The organism is Brevundimonas sp. AVps5, from assembly GCF_058681515.1.
This window is the reverse complement of record NZ_CM178740.1, coordinates 731,474-757,020: the sequence shown is the minus strand read 5'-3', so window position 1 is coordinate 757,020 and position 25,547 is coordinate 731,474. Positions and strand designations below refer to the sequence as shown.

Sequence of the window (25,547 nt, the reverse complement as noted above, 5' to 3'; positions counted from 1 at the left end):
GCCAGCTCATCTCAGCATCCCGGCTCGTTCGTTTGGGCACTGACGCCGGGGCGCTCGACGCCGTGCCGGCAAAAACCGGGCCTACGACACCGTTTCCCAATCCCTCAAAGCTGCGGCATAGTTCTCGCCGACCGGCACGAAGAGGCCGGATGGTGGAGGGTGACATGGGTATTGCGGGGTCGATCAGTCCGCCGGGCGGCGCGCCGAAGCCGGATCCCGCACGCGTGGCCACGATCCGCTACACCATTGTCGACGAGCCCGAGACTTGCGCTGCGTTCGGCGAGACCGCACGCGCCACCCTCGCCTCGCTGAATGAGCGTGCCCTGGCCGAGACACGCAACGGCGACCTCGGCGAATGCAGCCTGCTGCTGGGCCACGTCCGCGACCGGGTCGCCGGCCTCGACCCCGCCCGACTGGTTCCCCGCGGAGGCCTCGCCGGCCTGTTCGACAGCCGGAACAAGCGGCTGAAGACCTTCCGCGCCGGCTACGCGTCCGCCGCGTCCGCCGTCACCCAATCCGCCACCGAAATCGGCGACCGCGCTGCCGCCCTCGCCCGCAAGGAGACAGCGCTGGAAAGCCTCTGGTCCGAGACACGCGACGCCATCGCGGAACTGGACGCTCACATCGGTGCCGCCCGCGGCTGGCTGGCCGACGAGGCTGTCGCGCCGGTCGCCGAAACCATCGCCCCGGTCGAGGCGATCGCCGCGCCCGCCGCTGTCGAAGCGGCTCACGAAACGGTCGAGGCCCAGGCCGACGCCGAAGCGCTGCAGGCCCACGCCGAAAACGGGGCCGACGAGCGCCCGGAGGCCGCGACCTCCGACGATGAACCCGAGGCCGAACGGGACCTCCCCGCGCCGGTCTTTTCAGAAGCGGTCGCGCCATCCGAAGTCGCCGTCCCGACGGAAATCGCCGGACCCGTCGGGGTCTCCGAACCATCGGAGATCACGGCCGAATCCTCCGCCGAGCCAGAGCCCGAAACCACGCCCGAGCCTGAGGCCGAACTTCAGAGTGACCCTGAGCCGGAACACGTCCACGCGCCGGCGCCCGTCACGTCACTGCCTCATCCGCTGGAAACCCGGCTGGCCGCGCTCGAAGCCATTCGAGCCACCGCCATCGGCCGCCTGCCCCTGCTTCGCGCGGCCCAGAATGCCGACTGCCGGACGCCTGCCGTGCTCAAACAGGTCTGTGACGGCGTGGAAGTCTGGCGCGCCGATTGGCAGGATGCCCTCGGTCTCGCGGGCAAACGACCGAAGAAGGTCACACCGGACCGGGTCCGCCTGACGAACGCCACGTCCGCCCTGACCGACCGGATCGAGGCCGCCGGTCGCGAGCTTTCTGCCGCCCAGGGCCGCCGCGCCGAACTCGACGCCCGCTCGGCTCCGGCTCGGCCGACAGCCGCTCTCGCCGCCTGAATCCAGGGCCGACTAATTGATCGCCGCGTTGGCGTCGGTCCAGACAACGATCTGCGTGTTCAGGTCCCGCGTCGCCACATCATAGGCCTCGACGATCGCGGACACCCGATTCTCGCTTGCAGGCTGGCTGACGGTGAAGGCTTGCTCCGACACCACGGTCCGTTCGGGGAAGCGCAGCAGGCGCGCCCGCGCCGTGATCACCACCGTCGGCATCCCCTCCGCATACTCATAGCGCGTCTCGAACACACGGACGTCGATATCCAGCAGCCGCGTCGTCGGCGTCAGCTCGCCTCGCCCGATAAGCCGCACCGCCCGCGCCTGCGAAGCGAACGACGCCTCCAGCGCGTCGCCATACAGCATCAACGCCGGCGACACCCACCGCGCGCCGCCGATATAGGCGGCCTGCGACCCGGTCACCCCCAGCAGCCGGTCGCCCTCGGCCGCCTGGGGCATTTCCAGGGTCCTCAGCTTGACCTGAACGGGCGAGGCGGCGGAGGTCGTCAAAGCCCCTCCGGCGTCGCCGAAGCGATAGAGCTGCACCGGGTCCGGCGTGGACAGCAGCGCGCACCCGGACAGGGAAAGGGCGGCGACGGCCGCGAGAGCGAGGGTGCGGATCACGGCTGGACCTCCAATTCCTGGGACGGCGGGCGGGAGATGAAGTCACGCGGGCTGGACCGGACGTCATCCACCAGTCCCTGCAGGGATTCCGTCGCGTCCTGCAGGCCCTGGATCGCTTCCAGCAGCTGCGGCACACCGGTCGTCACGAGTTCTCCGGCCGGTCCCTCGATGGCGTTGGCCGTGCGGTTGATCGAGGCGATCGCGTCGCGCGCATCTGCTGTGGCGGCGTTGATGTTCCCGACCGCCTCCCGGCCGTCCTCGTTGATCAGGCGGCGAGCGTCGGCACCCAGGGCCTGGTATTCCGCGACCGCGGCATTTGCGTTCTCCAGCGCCTTCTCCAGGTCCTCGAGCATCCCCTTGCGGGCCTCGAACTCGGTCGAGATCGCCTCGACGTTCTTCAGACTGGTCGAGAAGCTGCGGATATTGTCGTCGGACAGGACACGATTGATCCGGTTCAGCGCATCCACAGTCTGGGCCAGCACCGTGCCCGAGCCCGACAGCAATTCAGCGATCGGCGACGGCTGCGACTGGATCACCGGCACGACATTGTCCGGATACTGGGTCTTCAACAGGGCGCTGCCATCCGTACCGGCCGTGATCTGGATGTAGTTCAGACCCGTGATGCCCTGCGGCTCGAGCTGGGCGCGCGAGGTGACCCGCACCGGCGTCGTGGCGTCCAGCCGGACCCGTGCGATGACCTGGTCGCCCTTTTCAGGATCCAGATTCAGGTCGGTGACCTCTCCGACGCGAATGCCGTTGAAATGCACCTCGCCGCCTTCAGACAGCCCGCGCACCGGTCCGTAGAAGACGATGTCGTAGATGTCGTAGTCGTCGTTGAACTGCAGCCTGGCCAGCCAGATGGCGAACACCGCCAGCGCCGCCAGCAGGGCGACGGTGGCTATGCCGACGGCGGCGTAATGTGCGTCTCGTTCCATCTCGGTCCTCTAGGCAGCCTTGGTGGCGGCACGCCCTCGCGGCCCCAGGAAATATTCCTTGATCCACGGGTGGTCGGATTTCTCCAGCTCCTGCACCGTGGTCTTTTCAATCACCCGCTTGTCCGCCAGCACCGCCACCTTGTCGCAGATGGCGTAGAGGCTATCGAGATCGTGGGTGATCATGAAGACGGTCAGACCCAGGTCGTCCGACAGCTTCCTGATCAGCTCGTCGAACGCCGCCGCCCCGATCGGGTCCAGCCCGGCGGTCGGTTCGTCCAGGAAGATCAGCTCCGGATCCAGCGACAGGGCACGGGCCAGGCCGACGCGCTTCTTCATCCCGCCCGACAGCTCGGCCGGTTTCTGGTGGTGGCTCTCGGGTTTGAGGCCGACCATGGCGATCTTCATCTCGGCCAGCTCGCGGATCGTGTCCTTGGGCAGCTTCGTGTGCTCAACCATCGGCGACGAGACATTCTCGAGGACGGTCAGCGACGAGAACAGCGCCCCCTGCTGAAACAGCACGCCCGTGCGCCGCTCGATGTCGGCGCTCTGGGCCGACGTCAGGTCGCCGGTGTCGTGGCCGAACATGCGGATGGTCCCGCCCTCGGGCTCCTTGAGGCCGATGATGGAGTTCAGCAGCACCGTCTTGCCGGTGCCGGACCCGCCGACCACGCCCAGCACCTCGCCCCGCACGACGTCCAGATCGAGGTCGCGATGGATCACCTGATCGCCGAACTGGCTCAGCAGGCCGCGCACCTCGATGAGGTTCTCCGGCTTCTTCGCGCTGGTGGCGTCAGTGGCCGCGTTTCCTGTCGTCCGGGTCGCCTTCACAGGTTCAGCTCCAGGAAGATCAGGGCGAAGACGGCGTCGAGGGCGATAATCGCGAAGATCGCCTGCACCACCGCCGCCGTCACCCGTCGGCCCAGGCTCTCCACGTCACCGGCCACCGCCATGCCCTGACGGCAGCCGATGGCAGCGATCACCACGGCGAAAACCGGTGCCTTGACCAGACCGACCATGAGGTGGGTTCCCATGTTCGGGTCTTCGCTGACGCGCTGAATGAAAAAGGCCGGGCCGTAGTCGAGCTGGCTCCACACCACCAGCAGTCCGCCGAGGAAGCCCGACACCATGCCGATGAAGGTCAGCAGCGGCATCATCACCAGCATGGCCGCCAGCCTCGGGATGACCAGGGCCTGGAACGGATTGACGCCCATGACCTGCATCGCGTCGACTTCCTGGTTCATCCGCATCGAACCGATCTCGGCCGCGAACGACGAGGCGGACCGGCCGGCCAGAAGGATGGCGGTGATCAGGACCGCCAGTTCCCGCAGCACGGCCACGGCGACCAGTTGGACCGTGAAGACCCCGGCCCCGAACTGGGTCAACAGATTGGCCCCGAGGAAGGCGATGACGGAGCCGATGAAGAAGTTCGTCACCGCGACGATCGGCAGGGCGTCCAGGCCCGATCGCTCCGCCTGGCTGACCCAGGCCGGCCAGCGGATGGCGACGGGATGACGGAAGGCCGAGCCCGCCGCCCCCATCAACCGGCCGAGGAAGGCCATCGACAGCAGAATCTCGGCTGCGGCGTCGTGCACGCCATGGCCGATCTTGGAGAAGATGCGCACCAGCGATGCGGTGCGTTTCGGCGGTTCGGCGCTCTGGCGTTCCAGCGCCTCGACCATGGCATAGATGCGACCCGCCTCCGGCCGTGTGTCGAAGGCTTTGGCGGGCATGGCGAAATTGGACGCCTGCACCAGGGCCAGGGCCCCGGCCGTGTCGAACCGGCCCAGTTCGCTCAGATCGACGTGTTCGATACTGACCCCTTCCAGGCTGTCGCCCAGGCGGATGGCGGCCTGGTTGATCCCCATGGTCGTCCAGTCGCCCGTCAGCTTGAGCACGGTTGCCCCGCCCCTGGCGTCCTCGATGTGGAAATCGGCCGTCCTCATAGGACCACCCTTAGACGAGACCGGGCGAATCGCCCATGCTCGAACGCCGCGTCCAGACCGGATGAAGGACGGGACGTAGTCGTTCGGCAACAGCCGTTCTGCGGCCTCCCGGAAGTTCGCGCACGGCCTTCAGATCCCGCACCAGAGCCGCCCGCTCGCGCACCCCGGCGCTGGCATCGGGAACGCCGTCCAGCGTAGCGTTATGGGAGTCGGGTCTCCGACTTATCTCAGGAAATTCAATAACGAGACTTCGCTGAGCTGCGAGACCACCTGGGCCGAGGCCTGCACCGCCACCTGCGACAATTGCAAATCCGTCACGGCCTTCAGCGGGTCGGCGTCCGTGCGGCTGGACACCAGCCTCTCCAGCGACAGCTGCTGCGCCTCATGGCTGGTCTTGATCTGGTCCAGCCGATTGGCCAGCGATCCATTCTTCGCCGCCGCATCGATGGTCGCGGTCGAGGCGCTGGCCAGCCGCTGGAGCTGGGTGGTCAGGAAGGTCTTCTGCGCCTCGGTCGGCTTACCGGTCAGCGGTCCCGTCGCCGGGTTGTCATTGTAAGCCTTGATGTCCCGGAAGATCTGGAAGATGTGGCTCTGGGTGACCCCGTCCGCCTCGGTAAAGTTGAAACCGTCAGCGAGGTAGCCGGTCTCCACCGAGGTGTTCTCGGCTATGCGCGACACCTGTTTGATCTGGTCGTTGCCCAGGGTCGAGGCCACGGTCGGTGCGGCGGCGAGGTCGGTCAGGCTCGACACCCCGACCGGGGCATTGGTCGTGTCGGCACCCGCGAACAGATAGCCGCCCTGGTGGCGATAGTTCAGCCCGTTGGACACCGATTGAAACTGACCTTCGAGGTCCAGCATCAGGGTCGCCAGCGAATCCGAGGCCAGAACGCTTCCGATCGCCTGGCGGGCCGCGCCCAGCGCATCGGCCACCTGGTTGAGGGCCAGGTCCTGGGCCTCCAGCCGCGCGGCGACGGCCTCGCCGGTGTCGAGGAAACCCTGCACCCGCGCCGCAGCGCCCTTTAACGCCGTCAGGGTCTCGGACCCGCGGCCAAAGCCCTCCATGTCGGTGGCGTTCTTGCGTGTCTGGACCTTTTCGCCCGCGTCGTTCTGGGCCTGCTGCGCCTGCATCAGGTTCAGCAGCGCCGACTGATAGTTTCCGTTCGTCGAAACCCGGCTCATCAGATCATCCCCAGAAGCGTGTCGTACATGTCCTTGGCGGCCTGGATCATCCGGGCCGAGGCGTTGAAGGCCTGCTGATAGGTCGTCATGAGTACCAGTTCTTCATCCAGGTTCACGCCTTCATGGTTGGACTGACGCGCGTCGGCCTCGGTGGCCAACGCCTGGGCGCTCGCCTGACGGCTCTTGGCCGCCTGGGCCTTGCCGCCGATCTCGCCGGACAGCTCGGATGCATAGCGCGAGACCGACAGATTGCCGCCCGGGCTGTCCCCGGCGGCCGAGAACCTCACTGTCCTCTGACCCGCATCGGCGAGGGTCAGAGCCCCACGTCCGTCGCCCGAACTGAGCGCCGCCGTCCCCGCCGTGGCAGACAGGTTCAGCTGTGCCAGCGCCAGTCTCGACGGGCTTTGCTGAATGTCGGTCCGCACCTTGAAGCCGTCCGCGCGCGACGCCCGCACCCCGCCGCCCAGGCCGAACAACTCAGAGGCCGAAACGCCGGAGGGAACCTGGGTCGTGGTGTCTTCCAGCACACTCATGCGCGGTGCCGGATCGCCCAGCGGCGTGAACTTCATCTCGCCGGACGCATCCAGAGCGAAGCTGCCGTAGCGGCCTACCCCGGTCACTGTGCTGTTCAGCGCGGTCAGCAGATCGCCCACCGTCCCGCCGGCCGGTACCGACACCTGAATGTCGCGCACCCTGGAGCCGCTCTCGGCAGTGAAGCGGAAGCTCAGGGTCTCGCCCGCGGTGAAGCCGTGGGCGGACGTCGCCGTCATCCCCATGTCGTAGAGCGCCGGCCGCTCGGTCGAGATCAGGTCGTTCATCCCGAAATAGTGGGAGAAGCCCCGCCCGGCCTTCGCGCTCGGCGTCGTCGCGCTGTCGGCGATGGCGACACCATTGGAGCCGGCTGCGGTGATGCTCAGCTTGCCGCCGGCGAAGCTCGCCGTCGCCGCTGCGCCCAGCGTCGTGTTGAGGCTGGTCAGGAAATTGGCGATCGGCGTGGCCGCGCCGCCGTTGATGGTGAAGGTCGCACCCGAGAAGACGATGTCCGCACGTGTGGCGATCGCGCCCGTCGTCGGATTGACGACCGCGATCGTCGTCCCGCCCGTAAACCCCGTCAGGGCCGTCGTCAGGTCCTGCCCTACGTTCTTGCCGGTCAGGGTCACGGGCGGTGGCACCGCCGAGTTGGCGTTGTGCGCCCGGTTCAGTTCGTCGGCGACGTGGGTGACCAGTTCGGCCAGCCGCTCGGCCGTCTGCGGCGCGTCGACGTCGCGCAGTTCCAGCAGCCCCTTTATCTCGCCGCTTTTCAATCCTTCGGCGAAGGCGCGCTTGCTCCCGCCCGGTTCGGTCACCCAGATCTCGTTGAAGCTGGTTTCGGCATTGACCGTCCCCGCGCGATCATACTGCAGCGTCGCTGCGCCGGCCCCGGCCAGAAGGATGCCGGCTCCGGTGCGGATCGACACCCCGCCCACCGACCGCTGCGACACCTGTACGTCCATCAGGCTGGACAGTTCGTCGACCAGCCGCGCCTGCTGTGTCTGGGCACCGGAGGCGTCGCCGTCCAGTACGGTGGCCCTGGCGATATCGGCATTGAGCGTCTCGATCTGTTGCAGCAGACCGTTGGCCCTCTCGATGGCGCTCCGGATCCGGCCGTCGGCGTCCTCGCGCACCGCCTGGATCTGGCCGGATATCCGGCCCGCCTCGTCGAAGATCGCCTGGGACTTGAACAGGGCGTCCTGGCGCCGCGGCGCCGACACCGCGTCCTCGGCCGCCACGGCAAAGGCCGAGAAGACGTCGTCGATCTGGGAGAAGAACCCGGTGTCCCCGCCCGGGTCGCCGAACAGCGACTGGATGCGGTCGTACAACTCATAGCGCACGCCCTGACGGCTGGCATCGGCGCCGGCGTTCAGCGACGCAGCCTGCAGGAACCGGTCGGTGGCGATGCGGACGCGCGCCACCTCGACGCCGGACCCGACGCCCTGGGTCGTCAGCGATACCTGGTCTGCGATCTTGCGGACGTATCCGGGCGTGTTGACGTTGGAGACGTTGTCCGAGACCACGCGCAACTGCGTCTGGGCCGTCTGCAGGCCCGAGTTGGCGATGTTCAGGATGGTGTTCAGGCTCATCCGATTGACCCTCCGCCCGGCAAGCCCTGCCCGGCAGGTTGCGTGTCTTGCCCAGCCGTGCGCGCATGCGGCGCGAGCAACACCTTGATTTTTTTGGACATCACTGGACGCGACTGGCTCATGCCAATTCAGGTCGCAAACATCGGGCCAACGCCGTGGAAGCAAGGTCCCCACCCGGAAAGGTCTTGGAAAGGCGCCGGGCAAAAAGCGACTTTTGCGCGGCAAGAATGGTCGTCATCACCTTGCCGACGCCGGCACCATCCGGAGTATTTTTCTATCAATTACAGATCTCTGACCCTTTCGGTGAGGCTTGGCCCGGCCCTTGCGACGGCTCATCCGAATGTTCCGGCGCAGCAGGCGCCCCCGTCCTCCAGTCCTGAATTGCCTGCCGCCCCATGTCCGCGCCCAGCCTCGCCATTCCTGCCGCGCCCTCCACGGGCCAAGCCGCCGCTTCAAAGCGTGGCGGTGTGGCCCCGGACGCCGACTTCGCCGCGATCCTGGACGAGACCGCCCCGTCGGACATCCCCGCCAGAGCGACTGCTCCCGCCGCCCCGAAGACTGGGATGGAAGCCGGGCCGGTTGCAGAAGCCGTTGCCGACGCCGCTCCCGAAGCCGCTCCCGAAGCCGTCACCGATGCCATTCCCGGAACGAACGACGCGATCACCGCCGCCCCGGTCCCGCTAGCGATCGCCGCGCCTCCTGTCCCCGGCGAGGCGACCAGGACGGAAGCCGCTCCTGCCCCCCTGGCGGAGCAGCCGCCTGCCGCGTCCGACGACATCGCCCCTCCCGCGCCCATGCCGACCGACCCCGCCGACACAGCGGTCGGAACGGCCCCGGCACCCACGCCGGCCGATGTGCCGGATCTCGCCGGCCTTGAGACGGAGCAGGCCAGGGCCGCCGCGCCGGCTCCGGCATCGACGCCCGCCGCGCCGCCAACCCCTTCTGCCGCTCCCGTCGCTGCTGCCGTGGCACCGCAGGCTCCGCGCCCTGCCAGACCCACAACGGACGCCTCGGCCTCCGGCGACGCCGCCCCGGCCGAAGACGCCCCGGTCGCAGCCCCTGACGCAACGCTCGAGGGTCGCCCCGCCCCGGTCGATACGCCCCGTATCCGTGACGTGATCGAGCGTACCCAGCCCGCCCGCGCCGAAGCCCGGGCCGCACCGGCCTCTGATCAGGACGCTACGCCCTCGCCGGACGCTGCCGACGCCGCCGGTGCGGCCGCGATCCCGACCGCCTCGGCCCGCCCCGCTCCGGCCGTCGCACCCGCCGTGGTTCCGGTCCTCGTCAGCGCCGACACAGCCGCGATGACCCCGCTCGGTACGACGACCCAGTCCACGGAGGCGCGACCTGCCGAGACGGCCGTGTCTGCGGCACTCTCCACCCTCTCCCACGCCTCTATCGAAACAACGGCCCAGATCGCCGCCCAGATCGTGCGCAAGCTGGAAGGCCGCTCGACCCGGTTCGAGATGGCGCTGACGCCCGAAGGCCTCGGCCAGGTCGACGTCAGCCTCGACATCGACGCCGACGGCAAGCTGGTCGCCCGTATGGCCTTCGACAATCCGTTGGCCGCGACCGAGCTCCGCGGTCGGGCCGACGAACTGCGACGCCAGCTTCAGGACGCCGGTTTCACGGTCGCCGATGATGCCCTGTCGTTTGCCGAGCGCGACACCTCGGCCGGTCAACAGGGCGGCTCGGCGTTCGATCGCCGGCCCGACCCGCGCAATGCCCGCGCCTTCGGTGCCGCCTCGCGCCTCGAGGCTGACGCCGACCGTATGGCGACGCCAGCCGCCTGGATCCCTCTCGCCCTGACGCCTGACCGCGTCGATATGAAGGTCTGACCCGATGGTCGACGCGATCACCGCCAACGAAGCCGTCAGTCGCACCGGTACCAGCCGCGCCAGCCTGGTCTCGAACTTCGAGACCTTCCTGCAGTTGCTGACCGCCCAGCTGAAGAACCAGGACCCGCTTTCGCCGCTCGATTCGAACGAGTTCACGGCTCAGTTGACCCAGATGACGGGCGTCGAGCAGCAGCTTCTGACCAACGACCTGCTCACCAGCCTGCTGGAGGCCCAGCAGGGCGGCGGTCTGGGCGGTGCATCCAACTATATCGGCAAGGACGCCACGGCGGCCTGGGCTGTCACCAAGCTGGACGAAGGCTCGGCCACCTGGGCCTACGAACTCGGAGCGGCGGCGTCGGAAGCGACCCTCCAGGTCCTGGACTCGACCGGCAAGGTCGTCTGGACCGGCCCTGCGCCGGACCGCACCACCGGAACCCACGATTTCGTCTGGAACGGCAAGACAACAGCCGGGGGACAGCTGCCGGACGGCGGCGTTTACTCGCTGAAGGTCATCGCCAGGAACGGTACGAACACCGTCGACTCCCAGGTCCTGACCCGCGGCCGCGTCACCGGCGTCGAGATGTCCGACGGCGTCCCCTACCTCACCATCGGCAACTCGATCGTGCCTGTCTCCAGCGTCTTCGGACTGCAGGATCACGTCGCCGCAGACGCTGCCATCAATGGCGCTGACGACGGCGAGGCCAGCCTCGCCGCCCGTATCGCCTCCGCCCTGAACCCCCTCAAGTTGCTTTCCTAAGGAGCCCACGTCGTGAGCATCAACTCTGCCCTTCTGGCCGGCGTGTCCGGTCTGAACGCCAACTCCGCAGCTTTGGCCGCCATCTCGCAGAACATCGCGAACGTGAACACCGTCGGCTACAAGCGCACGGCCGTCGAATTCTCGACCGTGATCAACGCCCAGAATCAGGGTGCCGGCTACTCCGCCGGCGGAGTCCTAGGCTCGACCCGCAACTACATCTCCCAGGCCGGTCAGCTTCAGCGCACGACCTCCTCGACGGACCTGGGCATCGCCGGTCCGGGCTTCTTCGTCGCGACAGAAAAATCCGAGGGCCTGGACCCCACCGACGCCCGCCTGTTCACCCGCGCCGGCGCCTTCCGCGTCGACGAGTTCGGTTATCTGAAGAACACCGCCAGCCTCTATCTGCAAGGCTGGCCGGTCGACTCCGAGGGCGGAATCGTGCGCGACCCGTCGGACCTGAACAAGCTGAAGTCCATCAACGTCGGCTCGGTCGGCGGTACGGCCGAGGCCACCACCCGCGCCCAGTTGAACGCCAATCTGAAGTCCAGCCAAACGGTTTCGCCTGACATCGCGACCTATCTGATCGCGCCCGGCGCCACCAACAACTCGATGTCCGTCTATGACGCCGAGACCGGAACGGGCTTCAAACCCGACTTCCAGATCACCGTTCCCGCCTCGGACTCCAAGGGCGGCCAGCGCTCCATCGCCTATTCGTTCCTCAAGACCGCCAACCCCAACGAATGGCGCGCCGAGGTCCACGTGATCCCCGCCTCGGACATCGAGAACGGCTCCGTTCCTGCCAACGGTATCCTGAAGTCGGGCATCGTCCTGTTCACGCAGGACGGGCGTCTTGACGTTGACGGCATGAAGGCCGCGGAACTCGCCGCGCCGGGTACGATGCTGTTCGCCGATCCGTCCGCCGCCACGGTGACCCTGGGCGCCTCCGACCCGGCTACCGTGGGCACCGCCGTGGCCCCGCAGTGGAAAGACTCGCTCGGTATCGACGACCAGACGATCAGCTTCGACCTGTCGGCCTCGGCCGGCGGCCTGACCCAGTACGACTCGGACTCGATCGTCCAGGCGGTGACCACCAACGGCACGGCCTTCGGCAACCTGTCGAACATCGAGATCGACGACGAGGGCTATGTCACCGCCATCTTCGACAACGGCGTCACCCGTCGCGTCGCCCAGGTCGCCCTGGCCACCTTCACCAGCCCCGACAGCCTGGCCAGCGTCAACGCCAACGCCTATCGGGTCAGCCAGGGCTCAGGCACCTTCAACCTGAAAGCCCCCGGCAGCGGCGGCGCGGGCCTCATCGGAGCGTCCCAGCTGGAGGCCTCCACGGTCGACCTGTCATTGGAGTTCACGGGACTGATCACCACGCAGCGCGCCTATTCCGCCTCGTCCAAGATCATCACCACCGCAGATGAGATGTTGGCAGAGCTCATCAGCATCAAACGCTGATCTTCAGGTAACACGGCGTTCAACTAGATGAAGATTTACTCAACATCAGGCCAAAACGGCGTTCGGGGACGGATCGGATTTTATCCATTCCTTCACCACGACGCTAAACCCGGCCTTAGCGGCGCCACGCTAACTTCACGATCAATTGGTGGTGGTGAATGAGGCAAAAGCCCATGTTGCAAGAGCGACGAGTGAACAAGCAGGGCGAACAGTATGTCGTCGGTCCGACGGGCACGCCGCTGACGATGCGTGACCTGCCGCCCGAGAATACCGACCGGTGGGTCATCCGACGCAAGGCGGAAGTGGTCGCGGCCGTTCGCGGCGGCCTGCTCAGCCTGGACGACGCGCTTCTGCGCTACCGTCTGACGGCCGAGGAATTCCTCGCCTGGCAGAAGGCGATCGACAAATGGGGCATGCAGGGCCTGCGCACGACGCGGATCCAGAACTACCGCTCTTAAGATTTTCTCCCCCGAACGAAGCGACGGCCGCTCCCGGCGACGGGGGCGGCCGTCATCGTTTGAGCCACCCGGACCCTTACCGCGAATTCATGGGAACCGGCCCGGCATCGCGTTGACAGCATCGATTACACATGTGATCAATCTTGACGATTACAGGTGCAATCGAATGCGAATTAGCTCTGCTGAAAGTCTGATCATGGAGGCCCTCTGGCGCGACAGTCCGCTGTCGGCCGAGCAGGTCATGGCCCGGGTGTCCGAGGATCAGGGGTGGACGCCCGCCACGGTCAAAAGCCTGCTGAACCGGTTGCTGACCAAGGGTGCCGTGGCGGCGGAGGCCCAGGGGCGGCGTTACCTCTATCGGCCGCTGATCGCCCGTAACGACTATGTCCACACGGAGAGCCGGGGGCTGATCGACCGTCTTTTCGACGGGCGGCTGGCTCCGATGGTGGCGCACTTCTCCCAGCGCGAGAGGCTGAGCCCTGACGACGTTGCCGAACTGAAACGTCTGATCGCGGAGATCGACGATGGCCGGTGAGCTCCTGGAGCAGGGTGTCGAAATCGTCGTCGCCCTCACAGTCGGCCTGGTGGCGGTGATGCTGCTGCGCCGGCCGGTTCGTGCGCTGTTCGGCGCCCGCGCGGCCTACGGCCTGTGGCTGTTGGTCCCCGTCGTCGCCCTGGCCGTCCTCCTTCCAGGGCCGCCCCACGCCCCGGAACCGACCCTGTCCGCGCCGGCCCGGATCACGGACGCCCCGGTCGCGGCCCCGTCTCCGCTGGCGGCCGTGCGGATCGCCGTGGTCGAGATGACACCGACACGACCCGCGGCGATCCCGAACCCGAGCGATTTCGCCGTTCCCCTGAGCGTGGTCTGGTTGCTGGGCGTGATGGTCTTCGCGGGTCTGCTGGTCCTGCGTCAGGGGCGCTTCCTCTCCGGCATCGGTCCCCTGCGCGTCGAGCACCGCAGCGATGGACGGGTCTATCATGCGACGCGTCCCGGGGTCGGCCCGGCCCTGGTCGGAGCCTTCCTGCCCCGCGTGATCCTGCCGGGCGATTTCGTGGAGCGTTTCAGCCCCGAGGAACAGACGATCGTCGTCGCCCACGAGCGCGCTCACCTGACCGGCGGTGACGCCCAGATCAACCTCGTCGCCTCGGGCCTGCAGGCGCTGTTCTGGTTCCATCCCCTGGTGCATCTCGGTGCCCGGCTGATGCGGATCGATCAGGAGCTGGCCTGCGACGAGACCGTCGTGGCCCGCTTCCCCGGTGCGCGGCGCCTGTACGCCGAGGCGATGCTGAAAGTTCAGATGGAGGCCGCACCCCTGCCCCTGGGATGCCACTGGCCGGCGGGCGGGGTCTCGGCGCTGCGTCACCGCATCGCCCGGCTGAACCTGCGGCCCAGCGGCCTGCGGCGCGCGCTCGGCCTGATACTGGCCGCCGGCCTGGCGGCGGGCGGCGGGGTCACTGCCTGGGCGGCCCAGCCCGCCGGGCCCTCGGACACCCCTGCCCGCGCATCGGTCGGCTCCCGGCCCTTGGTCCAAGCGATCCGGCAGGGCGACAACCCGCGCGCCGCCGCCCTGATCCGCGCCGGCGCCGATGTCAGCGGCGAGGTCCGCGGCGAAGGCTTCCCCCTCCTCCTGGCAGTGCGTGATGGCCAGCTGGCCCTGGTCCGCCTGCTGCTTGAGGCCGGCGCCGATCCCGACCAGACCAGCCTCGGCGACGGTGCCGCCCTGATCGTTGCCGCCGACAACGGTGACATGGCCATGGTCGGCCTGCTGCTGGGCGCAGGAGCCGATCCCGACATCGCCGTGCGGGGCGACGGCAGTCCGCTGATCGCCGCCGCCGCCGCCGGCAATCTGTCCGTCGTCGACCGCCTGCTGTCGGCGGGAGCCACGGTCGACGCTGCGGTTCCGGGCGACGAGACCGCCCTGATTAACGCCGCCCGCTTCGGACACCTGCCGGTGATCCGCCGGCTGGTGGAGGCCGGGGCCGACGTCAATCTCGCGGTCGGCGCTCCCCGCGCCGGCCGGCCGCCCGAACGACGATCGCCGCTCGGCATGGCCCGGAGGGCCGGCCGGGCGGACATCGTGGACTATCTGACGGCCCGCGGTGCCCGCGCCTGATTCCTTCCTGATTTCCCCAAACCCTCGTCAACGGAGAAGGCCATGCCTGTCACCGACGCTCGAACCTTGCCTGACGCCAGCCAGATCGAAGCCGATATCGTCATCATCGGCGGCGGCATGGCGGGCCTGACCCTCGCCCATGAATTCGCCGGGACCTCGACCCGGGTCGTGATCCTCGAAAGCGGTGGCCCCGACCCCGATGAAGAGATCCAGGCGCTTTACCAGGGGCCCGGCACGATGTCCGGCCCCGGCAATCCCGACCTGCCGATCAACGACTATCTGGCCCAGTCCCGCCTCCGGGCCCTGGGCGGGTCCGGGCACGTCTGGGGCGGAAAGTGCGGCCCGCTGGACGCGGTCGACTTCGCGGCCCGCCCGTGGTTGGCGCTCAGCGGCTGGCCGTTCGGCCGGCACGAGCTGAAGCCCTTCTACGACCGCGCCTGCGACCGGCTGAAACTGCCGCGCTTCCCCGAGGATGACGGACTGCCGCCGGCATCGCCGGCGCCCGTGACCGATCATTCCGCCCCCCTGCGCTCGTCGCCCCGCGCCTACAGCCCCGTGTCCGGCCGCGTCGACCCCGGCCAGTTCGCCGCCTTCCGTGACGCCCCCGGCCAGTCCGCCAACATCCACGTCCACACCCACATCAACTGCACCGCCATCCGTCTCGGCGATGACGGTGCCGTGGACCGGCTGGAACTCCGCTGCCTGACGGGGACACGGCACATCGCCAGGTCGCCGGTCTATATCCTGGCCACCGGCGGGATCGAGAACGCCCGCCTGATGCTGGCCTCCCGCGCGGACCGTCCCGAGGGCGTCGGCAACGGCTCGGACTGGGTCGGCCGCTGCTTCCAGGGCCACTGCACCCTCTCGACGGGTGAGAGCGATCCACGCGGCGAGGCCGAGGTCTCCTTCACCACCGACGCCGACCTGTCCCTCTACGACAGCCAGCAGCGCGACCGGCCCCACGCTGTCTTCGTGCTCAGCCCGGAGGCGCAGCAGGATCTGGGGATCGGCAACTGCACCCTGACCCTGGCTATCCAGCCCAAGGCCGCGGCGGCCCCGGGCACGATCCTGGCCGCCGTCGATCAGATGGCTACGGCCATCGAAGGCCCCTCCGCCCGACGGCTCGACTATTTCTTCATGTCCGAAGAGGCGCCCAACCGCGATAGCCGCATCACCCTCTCGGATCAGACCGACGCCCTGGGCCAGCCCCGCGCCCGCCTTGACTGGCGCTACACCCAGGAGGATTGGGACAGCCTGTCCGGGTCAGCGGCGGGCTTCGCCCGCGCGCTCGGAGCCCAAGGGTTGGGCCGGCTGTGCTGGCCGATCGAGAGCGACGCCATCGTCGAGGGCCTCCGCCCCTCACGGCACCACATGGGAACGACCCGGATGGCGACCGACCCGGCCCAGGGCGTCGTCGATGTCGATTGCAGGGTGCACGACACGCCGAACCTCTATGTCGCCGGCAGTTCGGTCTTCCCGACCTCGGGCCTGGTCAATCCGACCCTGACCCTGACCGCCCTGGCCATTCGACTGGCCGATCATTTGAAGACCACGACGGGGATCGCCTGATGACCATGCTCAGCAAACGCGGCCTGCTTCAGGCCCTGGCCGGGATCGCCGTGGCTTCCGCAGCTGGAGCCACGCACGCCCGCACCCCCGGCATCGCCGCCATCGACGCGGCCGGTGCTTCTGACATCGGCCGGGCCTGGCTGGCCGTGCACCCGAGCGACGCCGCGACCCTCCGCGCCGATCTCGTCCCCACCGACGACAGCCCGGTCGGCCGGCTGAAAACCCGCGTTCACGATGACTATCGGGCCGGGCGGCTGTTCGTTCACAGGGGCTGGTTCCTGTCAGAAACCGAAGCCCGCCTCTGTGCCCTGATCTCGCTGATCTGAGACGAGCGAGGCTCCGGCCTCGAAATCGTCCCCCATCGGCTCTATATGCGCGCCATGACGCTCCCATCCCTGCTCCTGGGCGAGCCCGTTTGCGCGATCCCCGACATCGCCCCCCTGTCGTCTCCGGCCGAGCTGGAGGCGGCGGTCGAGAGCGCGCGTCTGGCGGTCGGCCTGCCGGTCGGGTCGCGGGTTGTCGCGGCCATGTCGGGCGGGGTGGATTCCACCGTCGTCGCCGCCCTGCTGCACAAGGCCGGTTATGATGTCGTCGGCGTCACCCTGCAGCTCTACGACCACGGCGCGGCCCTGAAGAAGAAGGGGGCCTGCTGCGCCGGTCAGGACATCCACGACGCCCGTCTGGCCGCCGGGATGCTGGGCATCCCCCACTATGTCCTCGACTACGAGAGCCGCTTCCGCGACGCGGTGATCGACCAGTTCGCCGACGACTATCTGCAGGGCCGCACCCCGGTCCCCTGCATCCGCTGCAATCAGACGGTCAAGTTCCGCGACCTGCTGGATGTCGCCCGGGACCTGGGCGCCGCCGCCATGGCCACCGGCCACTACGTCGGCCGCGCCGTCACCCCTGACGGCCAGACCCAGATGCGCAAGGCGATCGACCCCTCGCGCGACCAGTCCTATTTCCTGTTCGCCACCACCCGCGACCAGCTCGACTATCTGCGCTTCCCGCTCGCCGGTCTGGAAAAGCCCGCCGTGCGCGGCGTCGCCCAGTCGCTGGGCCTCAAGATCGCGTCCAAGCCCGACAGCCAGGACATCTGTTTCGTCCCGTCGGGCGACTACCGCACCCTGATCGACCGACTGCGCCCCCAGGGCCGCGAGGCCGGGGAGATCGTGCACATGGACGGCCGGGTCCTCGGCACCCACGCCGGTATCACCGACTACACCATCGGCCAGCGCCGCGGCCTGAACGTCGCCGTCGGCGAGCCCCTGTTCGTGACGAAGCTGGACCCCGAGAACCGCCGCGTCATCGTCGGCCCGCGCGAGGCCCTGCTGACCGCCTCCCTGACGCTGGGCGAGACCAACTGGCTGGGTGACGAACCCTCCATCGAAGCCGCCGCCGCCGCGAACGCGCCGGTCCTCGCCCGGGTCCGCTCGACCCGCCCGCCGTCGCCCGCCCGGCTGACGCTGCAGGACGGCGCGATCTCGATCGTCTTCGAGACCGGCGAAGAGGGTGTCGCCCCCGGCCAGGCCTGCGCCCTGTACGACCCCGCCGATCCCGACCGCCTGCTGGGCGGCGGCTTCATCGCGACCACGACCGCCTGCGTTGTCTGACGACCTCTCGACCCGTGAGGGCCTGCCCGAACCGTACCGCTACCTGCTCGACAGCCTCCCCCGCGACCGCTGGCACGGCAATGAAGTCACCGCCATGGCCCGCTTCTGGCTGCAGATGCACTCCGGCTTCCGCCGCGAGGTCGCGCAGATGGACGCCCTGACCGGCCAGTGGCGCGCGGGTCAGATCGCCCTGCCCGACCTGCACCGCCGGCTCATCCCCACGCTGCAGGCGTTCCTCCAGCACCTGGATGGCCACCACGATATCGAGACCCACCACTATTTTCCGACCATGCGTCAGGTGGAGCCCCGCATCGGCGCCGGCATCGATCTTCTGGATCGCGACCATGACGTCATCCACGGCCAGCTCGAGACCCTGTTCCAGACCGGCCTCGCCTTTCACCAGGGAGTCACGAACCGATCGCCCGAGGCCGCCGACACGGCCGCCCGCCTGTCTGACCTTCTTGAGCAGATCTCGCCGCCGCTCCTACGTCATCTGGAGGACGAGGAAGACATCGTCATCCCGCTGATCACCCGACACGCGGGCACCTTCGGCGGCGGAGCCAGTCGGCCGATCACATCTGCTTGAGAGCATGACTTCCAAATCAACCAAAGATTGCTCGGATACGGAGTGTTTTGGCTCCGGTAGCGCCATGTTTCGACTATGAAAACCCCTTGCCACAGGCTTGTTCTCGATCATCGGCCGGGGATTTGGCTTCGAGACCCCCTCATTGACCCCCCCCATTTCGAGCGAGGGTTGCGTGCGGGCTTGTCCGCCAGGAGGATATGAAATGTTGAAGCTTAAATTGATCGCCGCTTCCGTCGCGTCCCTGACCCTGATCGCCCTGACCCCGATCAACGCCTGGGCCGGCAGCCCGACCTGCAACGCTTGCTACGGCTCTTGCATCGACAACTACGGAGGCGACGAGTATCTCCTCGGTGAATGCGTCAGCTCTTGTCTCGATAGCGACGGGACACTCTGCCAAGTCGGCGCTCCAGGCTAGGTCGGGACAATACTTATCCAGTCTCAGGGCGGCCGATGATGCGAAATGGTTATCCGCAACTGTTGGCCGCCATACTTCTGCAGTCGGGGTCCGCGCCGATTGGTGAACCTGATCCCGTCGCCATGTTTGATCGTTATTGCATGGGGCCCGACGGTGATCACAGGGCGACTTGGCAACTTTCGGAGTCGGATGGTTTCCAGGCCGCGCCGCAGGCGGAACTGGACGCGCTCCGACTTCCCGGCGTGATTGACGCGAGCGTGAGAATCTTGCGCCGAGGCGAGGAGAGGGGTCAGGTTGCCGTGATAATGGCTGCGACTTGGGTTCGTGTTCCAGATCAAGGCCGCACCTTCTATCGATGGTGCTGGGTGTCCGCGCCCAGTGACCTGGGTCAGGTAGACGCACAACTGAGCAGAATTCTGGGTGTAAGCAGCTTCCGCGTGGTCCGCGGCACCCGTCTATTCGCTTGGATCCCTCGCCCCGGGGGTGCCAACGAAGCTTTGTCGCGGCGGGAGTTCTTTCGGTCAGGCCATCGTCTCGCCAGAGAACAGGGACTTCGGCAAGTGACGATCCGAAGCCTGGATGGTCGTGTATTCCTTGGTTATGGGAGCCCCCGCGACGAGACGACATATCTGGGTTTCGACTGGTCTGGCCCGGAGCCGGTGCCGAGACCTTGAATGCTGTTGAGCAAAGATATCCGGCCATGGAGGGCGGATCGCCGTATCGGCGCGGGCATCGCCCTGCTGGACAAGGCCGGCCGGCGCTGGCCCGCCATCTGGAGGACGAAGAGGACATCGTCGTCCCCCTGATCACCCGACACGCGGACGTTTTCAAAGGCTAGGTCGGCGACATCGGCCCGCGCATGGCCCGCCCGCCGTCGTGCGACCGTTCCGCCAGGACAATGCCGTGCTCGGCCATCATCCCCGGCTGGTCCGCCACCTTCGTCGTCATGAAGGCCATCGCCACGTCGTTGAGCGCCTTCATCGGGGTTTCGGTCTCGACCCGCCCCAGCCATCCGGCCAACCTGGGCCAGCGCACTGCATCCACCTCGACCCCGACCACCCGTGCGTTCAGAAACGCCGGTGCCAGGCTGAAATCCGCCAGTCCCGCCGCGTCCCCGAACAGGAAGCCGCGCTCCGGCATCACCGTCTCGAGATAGTCGAACGTCTCGGGGATCTCGACCGTCCGGGCCCGCTCGACCAGATCGCTGTCGGTCTCTTCCTTCAGCACCCGGGGCTTGATCGCCAGCTGGAAGAACAGCTTCCAGCCCAGCACGTCGAACAGTCGGGTGTCGGCGTATTCCTCGATCCAGCGCGCCCTCGCCCGGTCCTTCGGATCGGCCGGCAGGAGCGACGGCGTGGGCCGCGTGTCCTCGATATACTGGGCGATGATACTGGAGTCGCACAGCGTCAGATCGCCCTCGATCCACACCGGGATGCGCCTCAGCGGGCTGATCTTCGAAAAGGTCTCGTCGCCCCGGAACGGGGTGATCGGATCGACGGCGACCTCGATCCCCTTGACCGCGCAGATCGCCAGTATCTTGCGCACATAGGGCGAGACCGGATTGCCGATCAGGGTGACCGGCGGCTGGCTCACGCCGCCTCTTCCGTCGCGGCTTCCTTGGGCATGATTTCGGCGACCGTCGGCCGGTTGGCGTGGAAATGGATTTCGGTGTCCCGCCGCTTCACGATCTCGCCGCAACCGCCGCAGGCGACGCGAGGTTTCAGCTCGGCCCCGCAGGTCTTGTGGGTGAAGCTGACGCCGGAATCGGCCTCGCCATACAGGTGCTGGGAGCCCCAGCCGTGCATGACGATCAACACGTCGGACAGGGCCAGGCCCTTGGCCGTCAGGACATATTCGTTCCGGGGCGGTCGTTCGGAATAGAGCTTCGGCTCCAGAACCCCGTGCTGCACCAGGGTCTTCAGCCGCGCGGCGAGCACGTTGCGGGCGACGCCCAGCCGCTCCTGCCACTGTTCGAACCGTTTCACGCCCTGGAAGGCGTCGCGAATGACCAGCAGTGTCCACGGATCGCCGATGACTTCCAGCGTCGCAGCGATCGAACAGCTTTGCTTTGAGTAGTCTGCGGTGCGTCCCATAGGCGTCGTCCGGAAAAGTGTGGGCGGTTTTCCGAAAAAATGACGCCCTACCAAGAAAAGGAAAGTGACCCTGCGTCAGAGGTTTGGCAAGAGGGTTGCCAAAAGGAACGCAGTAAGTCAGTCTTGTTTCGCTACGGACACGGCGAGCAGCCCTCGCTGCGTTCCTGCATTCCCGACTGCCCGGGCGGCGGCTTGTCCGCCGCCCGTTCTTTCCAGGCGTTCTGGCGGCGGCTTGTCCGCCGCCCGTTCTTTCCAGGTTGCGGCAAGATGTTTGCCACCCGTTCTTTTCACGAGCTACGACGCGCGCATGCCCGAACAGACGATCGCTGAAGCCCTGACCCTCACGCCCGACGCGGACGGCGTGCTGTCGGCCGACCTGCATGGCGACTTTTCCAACAGCCGGCTCAACGCTCCGCCCGAGACCGGCTTTCCGTTCGGCGGTCTGCTCGCTGCCCTGTGCGCCTCCTCGATGCAGACCGGCCTCGGCCTCACCGCTCCCCTGCGCAGTCTGTCGGTCCAGTACATGACCCCGGCCCGCTTCGGTCACCCGATCCATTTCACGCCGCGCCTGCTGCGTGGCGGTCGCAGCGCCGCCTTCGCCCAGGTCGACGTCACCCAGAAGGACAATGAGGGTCATGACCGCCTGACCAACCACGCCAGCGCCACCTTCGGCGACGATGTTCCCGGTCTGACCATGACGCCGCTTGCCGCCCCGCCCCCGCTCGGCGCGCTCCAGACCGGCCGCGACCTCAAGGGCCCCATGGCCCCGCACTTTTCCCAGCACGTCGACTATCGCTTCGAGACCGGCCCCCACATCCTTCAGCCGGTCCCGGGCCGCCCGATCATCGAGCGCTGCTGGATGAAGATCCGGGACGGCGGACCGCTCGACGCCATCGGCCTGTGTTACCTTCTGGACGCCCTCTACCCCCCGGTCTGGACCGCGCTGGACAGGCCGCTGGGCATGGCCACGGTCGATCTCCGCTACGACATCCTGACCGACCCGACGCCTGAACACTGCCCCGACGGCTGGGCCTTCTTCGAGTTCCGCATGCTCGACTTCGGCTCCGGCTGGACCGTCGACGACGCCACCGCCTGGGCCGCCGACGGCACGCCCCTGGCGCTGTCGCGACAGCGCCGGAAACTGGCACCGGTCCGGCCGCCACGCCCCTAGCGTCCCTCTCCCCTTGCGGGAGAGGGAGATCGCGCACGGCGGCACAGCCGTCGTTCTGGCGCGGTCGGGTGAGGGGTGACACCGACGTCAGACATCATCCCTGTCGCCAATACTCCGAGGGTCCGGGTGACCCCTCATCCGTCAGCCTTCGGCTGCCACCTTCTCCCGCAAGGGGAGAAGGAATGGCCCCATACCCATCAGCGGATCCCCCGAATCCGCCTTTCAAAACAACGTCCGGCCCTGACGAGAGCCTTTATCGCAGGCGCCCCTCAAAACCGTGCGACACTGCGCCCGATCTTTGACATCGCCGCCCCAGACCCCATCCCCGGATGTAGACTCTGTGGACTATGTGGACTCCAATTTCAGAGTCCCGCCGACCCGGACGCTCCGGACGCTTCGGACGGTGTTTTCAAGTCCGGAACCCCGCCTTCCCAAGGCCACGCCCCCGCTCTAAGACGCGCCTCCCCTCATCGAGAACCCGCCCTTGCCCTTCCCGTTCGACATTTCCGCCACCGAAGGCCGCGCCCGCACCGGGGTCCTGAAGACCCCGCGCGGCGACATCCGCACGCCCGCCTTCATGCCGGTCGGCACCGCCGCCACGGTCAAGGCGATGACGGTGGATCAGGTGAAGGCGACCGGCGCCGACATCATCCTGGGCAACACCTATCACCTGATGCTGCGCCCCGGCCCCGAGCGGATGGAGCGGCTCGGCGGCCTCCACAGATTCATGGGCTGGGACAGGCCGATCCTGACCGACTCGGGCGGCTTCCAGGTCATGTCCCTGGCCGGTATCTCGAAGGTCAAGGAAGACGCCGTCACCTTCGCCAGCCATATCGACGGCTCCAAACACGTCCTGTCGCCCGAGCGGTCGATCGAGATCCAGGCCGACCGCATCGGTGCCGACATCTCGATGCAGCTCGACCAGTGCGTGGCCTGGCCGGCCGAGAAACCCGCCGCGAAGGCCGCGATGGAACTCTCTGTCCGCTGGGGAGCCCGATCGAAAGCCGCCTTCGGAACCCGCGAAACCCAGGCCCTGTTCGGCATCCAGCAGGGTTCGACGTTCGAGGACCTGCGCCGGCAGTCGTCGGACCAGCTCCAGGAGATCGGCTTCGACGGCTACGCCATCGGCGGGCTTGCGGTGGGTGAGGGCCACACGGCCATGTGCGAGGTCCTCGACTACGCCCCCGACATGCTGCCCGCCGACCGCCCCCGCTATCTGATGGGCGTCGGCAAGCCGATCGATCTGGTGGAGGCGGTCTGGCGCGGCGTCGACATGTTCGACTGCGTCCTGCCCACACGGGCCGGCCGCCACGGCCAGGCCTGGACCTGGGACGGGCCGATGAACCTCAAGAACGCCCGCTTCGCCGAGGATCAGGATCCGCTGGACCCCACGATCGACGGCCCATCCTCGCGATATTCAAAGGCCTATCTGCATCACCTGATCCGGGCCGACGAAATCCTCGGCAAGATCCTGCTCAGTTGGCACAATATCGCCTTCTTCCAGGCCCTGACCGCCGCCATGCGCGACGCCATCCAGCACGGCCGCTTCGAAGCCTTCCGCCGCGACTTCCACGCCCGGCGTACGTCGAACTGATCATGCGCATCGAGAAGTCCGGCTTCCACGCCTACAACACCTATCTGGAAGAACCGCCCCGCGACGAGGGCAACGAGACGGCGCTGCATCGCCACGTCGTCATCATCGGCGGCGACAAATATTCCTTCTTCGCCCACTGGTCCGGCAAGTTCGCGCACAAGGGCGAGCGCATCTCCTTCGACTGGGACTGGGACCGGACCGGCGAGTTCCGCAACATCGACAAGCCGTCGTTCGAGGCTTTTGCGAAGGACGGCACGGTGCAGATCAGAGGAGACCGAAGCGAGAAGCGCCGTCCGGGTGGCCGCTGACGGCGATCCATCCTCCCCCATTGGGGGAGGTGGCGCGGCGCATCTTCGCGCCGTGACGGAGGGGACCCGACGCAAGCGACAGCGTCTGGGGTTAGCCCCCTCCACCGCTTCGCGGTCCCCCTCCCCCAGCGGGGGAGGAACAAGACTACCGTTGCGACCGCCCCGTCGGCCGGAACCAGGCGGGGGAAGCCGGCGGCGAACAGTTGGCCCGCATGCCCAGTCCCTTCAGGAAGGCCCGCCTCAGCCGCCCCGCCTCGACCGCGTCCTGAACCGTCTTCGAGCGCGCCTGGGCCCCGGTCAGTTGCCGAACCCAGCTGCGATACGGAATGAAGTCCGTCGCCGCGTTCCTGATCGCGTCCAGCATGGCCTCGGCCAAAGCGTCCTGGGCCCGTTCGTTCAGGGTCGGGCTGTCCGGCGCAGTCGGCTCGTCGCGGTCCGGCCCCAGCGCCTCGTCCAGCCGCGCCACCTCGGCACCGATGGTCGTGCACTGGCTGAGATTGCGCCGGTCATACGGATTGGCCTGGGCCTGTAGCAGGACGGTCGGGATCTGGTCCCGACGCACGTTCAGATCGACCAGCGGCTGGGTCGCCGCATCGCCGAACCCCGCCCCGACCTGCCGCGCGGCCGAACAGCCGCCCAGCAGGACGAGTACCGAGATCGACAGGAGGAGGCCACGCCACTGCACCAGAGCCTAGCCCGCGTTCAGCGGGCGAATCGAGGCGGCCTCGAACGGCTGGATCTCGCTGCCGAAGTTGACCCACAGCACCGTCGTCGGGTCGCCGTCCAGCACATAGAAGACGTGGTCACCCGACATCTGCTCGCCCAGATCGCCGCACGGCGGCTCCATCGGCTCCGCGTCGCCCTCGCCGGAGGAGAAGGCCTCCCATTGCGCCTTGACCGGAGCCGGCGGAACGAGGTGGTAGATGCCTTCGGCGACGCCGTCATAGGTCGGGCGCGCCAGCACGCACTGGGCCGTGTGCGGCCCCGGCGACTTGGTCCGGATCTCGGCCAGGACGGCGTCGATCGGCGCGTCGGCGGCCTTCTTGAACACGATAATCGTCGGGCTGCGCGACGTCTGGCCGTCATAGGTCCCTTCGAGCGCGAAGCCCGGCAGGCTCGCGTCATGGACCATGTGGGTATTGCCGGCCTGCGGACAGGCATAGCTCCAGACCGACAGCCCGGAGCCCTGGGTCTCGCCCCAGGTGCAGTCGACGAAGGTCTCCTGCATCATCTGGCTGGGCTGCGGCGCGGCCTGCGCCACGGCCGGGGCGGCGTCCGCCTTGCCCTCGGTCTGGTTGCAGCCCGCAAGGCCGATGAGCGCGACAGAAGCCGCCATGAATCCGAAACCGCGCATGCCCGT

Annotated in this window: 25 protein-coding genes; 15 read left to right on the top strand and 10 right to left on the bottom strand. The window is 67.8% G+C overall.

Going from position 1 to position 25,547, the window contains the following annotated elements; translation table 11 throughout:
- The first annotated feature begins 164 nt into the window (after positions 1-164).
- A complete protein-coding gene (locus ACW18A_RS03740) occupies positions 165-1,412 on the top strand; it encodes a toxic anion resistance protein (protein ID WP_492023467.1) in 1,248 nt (415 codons plus the stop codon).
- Between the two features lie 12 nt (positions 1,413-1,424).
- Here ACW18A_RS03740 and ACW18A_RS03735 read toward each other — a convergent pair whose 3' ends face one another.
- From ACW18A_RS03735 to flgK, 6 genes are all read right to left on the bottom strand, one after another.
- Positions 1,425-2,030 (bottom strand): ABC-type transport auxiliary lipoprotein family protein, encoded by a 606-nt coding sequence (locus ACW18A_RS03735; RefSeq protein WP_492023466.1) that lies wholly within the window; start codon positions 2,028-2,030, stop codon positions 1,425-1,427.
- Positions 2,027-2,965, bottom strand: coding sequence for an MlaD family protein (locus ACW18A_RS03730; protein WP_492023465.1), 939 nt, complete (start codon positions 2,963-2,965; stop codon positions 2,027-2,029). Before ACW18A_RS03730 ends, ACW18A_RS03735 begins: the two co-directional genes overlap by 4 nt.
- A gap of 9 nt (positions 2,966-2,974) precedes the next feature.
- On the bottom strand, positions 2,975-3,793 hold the full coding sequence (locus tag ACW18A_RS03725; protein ID WP_492023464.1) for an ABC transporter ATP-binding protein: 819 nt from the start codon (positions 3,791-3,793) through the stop codon (positions 2,975-2,977).
- Positions 3,790-4,908, bottom strand: a complete 1,119-nt coding sequence (locus ACW18A_RS03720; RefSeq protein WP_492023463.1) for an MlaE family ABC transporter permease — start codon at positions 4,906-4,908, stop codon at positions 3,790-3,792. The genes ACW18A_RS03725 and ACW18A_RS03720 overlap by 4 nt, the downstream gene beginning before the upstream one ends.
- A gap of 222 nt (positions 4,909-5,130) precedes the next feature.
- Complete coding sequence (locus tag ACW18A_RS03715) at positions 5,131-6,087, bottom strand: flagellin (RefSeq protein ID WP_492023462.1); 957 nt, start codon at positions 6,085-6,087, stop codon at positions 5,131-5,133.
- Positions 6,087-8,207, bottom strand: coding sequence for a flagellar hook-associated protein FlgK (gene flgK / locus ACW18A_RS03710; RefSeq protein ID WP_492023461.1), 2,121 nt, complete (start codon positions 8,205-8,207; stop codon positions 6,087-6,089). The genes ACW18A_RS03715 and flgK overlap by 1 nt, the downstream gene beginning before the upstream one ends.
- A 395-nt stretch (positions 8,208-8,602) precedes the next feature.
- Between flgK and ACW18A_RS03705 the strand changes: the two genes are divergently transcribed.
- The 11 genes from ACW18A_RS03705 to ACW18A_RS03655 all read left to right on the top strand — a co-directional run bounded on the left by ACW18A_RS03705 (position 8,603) and on the right by ACW18A_RS03655 (position 19,021).
- Positions 8,603-10,045: a flagellar hook-length control protein FliK gene (locus tag ACW18A_RS03705; protein WP_492023460.1), complete on the top strand. Its 1,443-nt coding sequence runs from the start codon at positions 8,603-8,605 to the stop codon at positions 10,043-10,045.
- A 4-nt stretch (positions 10,046-10,049) separates the two neighbouring features.
- Positions 10,050-10,802 (top strand): flagellar hook assembly protein FlgD, encoded by a 753-nt coding sequence (locus ACW18A_RS03700; protein WP_492023459.1) that lies wholly within the window; start codon positions 10,050-10,052, stop codon positions 10,800-10,802.
- Between the two features lie 12 nt (positions 10,803-10,814).
- On the top strand, positions 10,815-12,266 hold the full coding sequence (locus ACW18A_RS03695; RefSeq protein WP_492023458.1) for a flagellar hook-basal body complex protein: 1,452 nt from the start codon (positions 10,815-10,817) through the stop codon (positions 12,264-12,266).
- Between the two features lie 173 nt (positions 12,267-12,439).
- Positions 12,440-12,724, top strand: coding sequence for a CtrA inhibitor SciP (gene sciP / locus ACW18A_RS03690; protein ID WP_271085516.1), 285 nt, complete (start codon positions 12,440-12,442; stop codon positions 12,722-12,724).
- A 166-nt stretch (positions 12,725-12,890) separates the two neighbouring features.
- On the top strand, positions 12,891-13,259 hold the full coding sequence (locus tag ACW18A_RS03685; RefSeq protein ID WP_492023457.1) for a BlaI/MecI/CopY family transcriptional regulator: 369 nt from the start codon (positions 12,891-12,893) through the stop codon (positions 13,257-13,259).
- Positions 13,249-14,838 (top strand): M56 family metallopeptidase, encoded by a 1,590-nt coding sequence (locus tag ACW18A_RS03680; protein ID WP_492023456.1) that lies wholly within the window; start codon positions 13,249-13,251, stop codon positions 14,836-14,838. The genes ACW18A_RS03685 and ACW18A_RS03680 overlap by 11 nt, the downstream gene beginning before the upstream one ends.
- A gap of 42 nt (positions 14,839-14,880) precedes the next feature.
- A complete protein-coding gene (locus tag ACW18A_RS03675) occupies positions 14,881-16,407 on the top strand; it encodes a GMC oxidoreductase (protein WP_492023455.1) in 1,527 nt (508 codons plus the stop codon).
- Entirely contained in the window at positions 16,407-16,733 is a 327-nt protein-coding gene (locus ACW18A_RS03670; protein ID WP_492023454.1) for a hypothetical protein, read from the top strand. The genes ACW18A_RS03675 and ACW18A_RS03670 overlap by 1 nt, the downstream gene beginning before the upstream one ends.
- Positions 16,734-16,778: 45 nt before the next feature.
- Entirely contained in the window at positions 16,779-18,020 is a 1,242-nt protein-coding gene (mnmA, locus tag ACW18A_RS03665; RefSeq protein WP_492023453.1) for a tRNA 2-thiouridine(34) synthase MnmA, read from the top strand.
- Positions 18,013-18,606: a hemerythrin domain-containing protein gene (locus tag ACW18A_RS03660; protein ID WP_492023452.1), complete on the top strand. Its 594-nt coding sequence runs from the start codon at positions 18,013-18,015 to the stop codon at positions 18,604-18,606. The genes mnmA and ACW18A_RS03660 overlap by 8 nt, the downstream gene beginning before the upstream one ends.
- Positions 18,607-18,808: 202 nt before the next feature.
- A complete protein-coding gene (locus ACW18A_RS03655; protein WP_492023451.1) occupies positions 18,809-19,021 on the top strand; it encodes a hypothetical protein in 213 nt (70 codons plus the stop codon).
- A gap of 834 nt (positions 19,022-19,855) precedes the next feature.
- Here the strand turns inward: ACW18A_RS03655 and ACW18A_RS03650 are convergent.
- Both ACW18A_RS03650 and ACW18A_RS03645 read right to left on the bottom strand, forming a co-directional pair.
- Positions 19,856-20,614 (bottom strand): glutathione S-transferase family protein, encoded by a 759-nt coding sequence (locus tag ACW18A_RS03650; RefSeq protein WP_492023450.1) that lies wholly within the window; start codon positions 20,612-20,614, stop codon positions 19,856-19,858.
- Positions 20,611-21,114, bottom strand: coding sequence for a winged helix-turn-helix transcriptional regulator (locus tag ACW18A_RS03645; RefSeq protein WP_492023449.1), 504 nt, complete (start codon positions 21,112-21,114; stop codon positions 20,611-20,613). Before ACW18A_RS03645 ends, ACW18A_RS03650 begins: the two co-directional genes overlap by 4 nt.
- A gap of 307 nt (positions 21,115-21,421) precedes the next feature.
- Between ACW18A_RS03645 and ACW18A_RS03640 the strand changes: the two genes are divergently transcribed.
- The 3 genes from ACW18A_RS03640 to ACW18A_RS03630 all read left to right on the top strand — a co-directional run bounded on the left by ACW18A_RS03640 (position 21,422) and on the right by ACW18A_RS03630 (position 24,187).
- Positions 21,422-22,285, top strand: coding sequence for an acyl-CoA thioesterase (locus ACW18A_RS03640; protein WP_492023448.1), 864 nt, complete (start codon positions 21,422-21,424; stop codon positions 22,283-22,285).
- Positions 22,286-22,769: 484 nt separating this feature from the next.
- Positions 22,770-23,879 (top strand): tRNA guanosine(34) transglycosylase Tgt, encoded by a 1,110-nt coding sequence (gene tgt / locus ACW18A_RS03635; RefSeq protein WP_492023447.1) that lies wholly within the window; start codon positions 22,770-22,772, stop codon positions 23,877-23,879.
- A 2-nt stretch (positions 23,880-23,881) separates the two neighbouring features.
- Complete coding sequence (locus tag ACW18A_RS03630) at positions 23,882-24,187, top strand: hypothetical protein (protein WP_492023446.1); 306 nt, start codon at positions 23,882-23,884, stop codon at positions 24,185-24,187.
- Between the two features lie 145 nt (positions 24,188-24,332).
- Here the strand turns inward: ACW18A_RS03630 and ACW18A_RS03625 are convergent, their stop codons facing one another.
- Entirely contained in the window at positions 24,333-24,872 is a 540-nt protein-coding gene (locus ACW18A_RS03625; protein ID WP_492023445.1) for a hypothetical protein, read from the bottom strand.
- Positions 24,873-24,878: 6 nt separating this feature from the next.
- Complete coding sequence (locus tag ACW18A_RS03620) at positions 24,879-25,541, bottom strand: hypothetical protein (protein ID WP_492023444.1); 663 nt, start codon at positions 25,539-25,541, stop codon at positions 24,879-24,881.
- Between the last annotated feature and the right edge of the window lie 6 nt (positions 25,542-25,547).

Coding starts and splice junctions, on each gene's coding strand:
- ACW18A_RS03645 (WP_492023449.1), bottom strand. CDS start 21,114: ATGGGACGCACCGCAGACTACTCAAAGCAAAGCTGTTCGATCGCTGCG.
- ACW18A_RS03700 (WP_492023459.1), top strand. CDS start 10,050: ATGGTCGACGCGATCACCGCCAACGAAGCCGTCAGTCGCACCGGTACC.
- flgK (WP_492023461.1), bottom strand. CDS start 8,207: ATGAGCCTGAACACCATCCTGAACATCGCCAACTCGGGCCTGCAGACG.
- ACW18A_RS03675 (WP_492023455.1), top strand. CDS start 14,881: ATGCCTGTCACCGACGCTCGAACCTTGCCTGACGCCAGCCAGATCGAA.
- mnmA (WP_492023453.1), top strand. CDS start 16,779: ATGCGCGCCATGACGCTCCCATCCCTGCTCCTGGGCGAGCCCGTTTGC.
- ACW18A_RS03620 (WP_492023444.1), bottom strand. CDS start 25,541: ATGCGCGGTTTCGGATTCATGGCGGCTTCTGTCGCGCTCATCGGCCTT.
- ACW18A_RS03740 (WP_492023467.1), top strand. CDS start 165: ATGGGTATTGCGGGGTCGATCAGTCCGCCGGGCGGCGCGCCGAAGCCG.
- ACW18A_RS03685 (WP_492023457.1), top strand. CDS start 12,891: ATGCGAATTAGCTCTGCTGAAAGTCTGATCATGGAGGCCCTCTGGCGC.
- ACW18A_RS03670 (WP_492023454.1), top strand. CDS start 16,407: ATGACCATGCTCAGCAAACGCGGCCTGCTTCAGGCCCTGGCCGGGATC.
- ACW18A_RS03715 (WP_492023462.1), bottom strand. CDS start 6,087: ATGAGCCGGGTTTCGACGAACGGAAACTATCAGTCGGCGCTGCTGAAC.
- ACW18A_RS03640 (WP_492023448.1), top strand. CDS start 21,422: ATGCCCGAACAGACGATCGCTGAAGCCCTGACCCTCACGCCCGACGCG.
- sciP (WP_271085516.1), top strand. CDS start 12,440: ATGTTGCAAGAGCGACGAGTGAACAAGCAGGGCGAACAGTATGTCGTC.
- ACW18A_RS03720 (WP_492023463.1), bottom strand. CDS start 4,908: ATGAGGACGGCCGATTTCCACATCGAGGACGCCAGGGGCGGGGCAACC.
- ACW18A_RS03730 (WP_492023465.1), bottom strand. CDS start 2,965: ATGGAACGAGACGCACATTACGCCGCCGTCGGCATAGCCACCGTCGCC.
- ACW18A_RS03680 (WP_492023456.1), top strand. CDS start 13,249: ATGGCCGGTGAGCTCCTGGAGCAGGGTGTCGAAATCGTCGTCGCCCTC.
- ACW18A_RS03630 (WP_492023446.1), top strand. CDS start 23,882: ATGCGCATCGAGAAGTCCGGCTTCCACGCCTACAACACCTATCTGGAA.
- ACW18A_RS03705 (WP_492023460.1), top strand. CDS start 8,603: ATGTCCGCGCCCAGCCTCGCCATTCCTGCCGCGCCCTCCACGGGCCAA.
- ACW18A_RS03655 (WP_492023451.1), top strand. CDS start 18,809: ATGTTGAAGCTTAAATTGATCGCCGCTTCCGTCGCGTCCCTGACCCTG.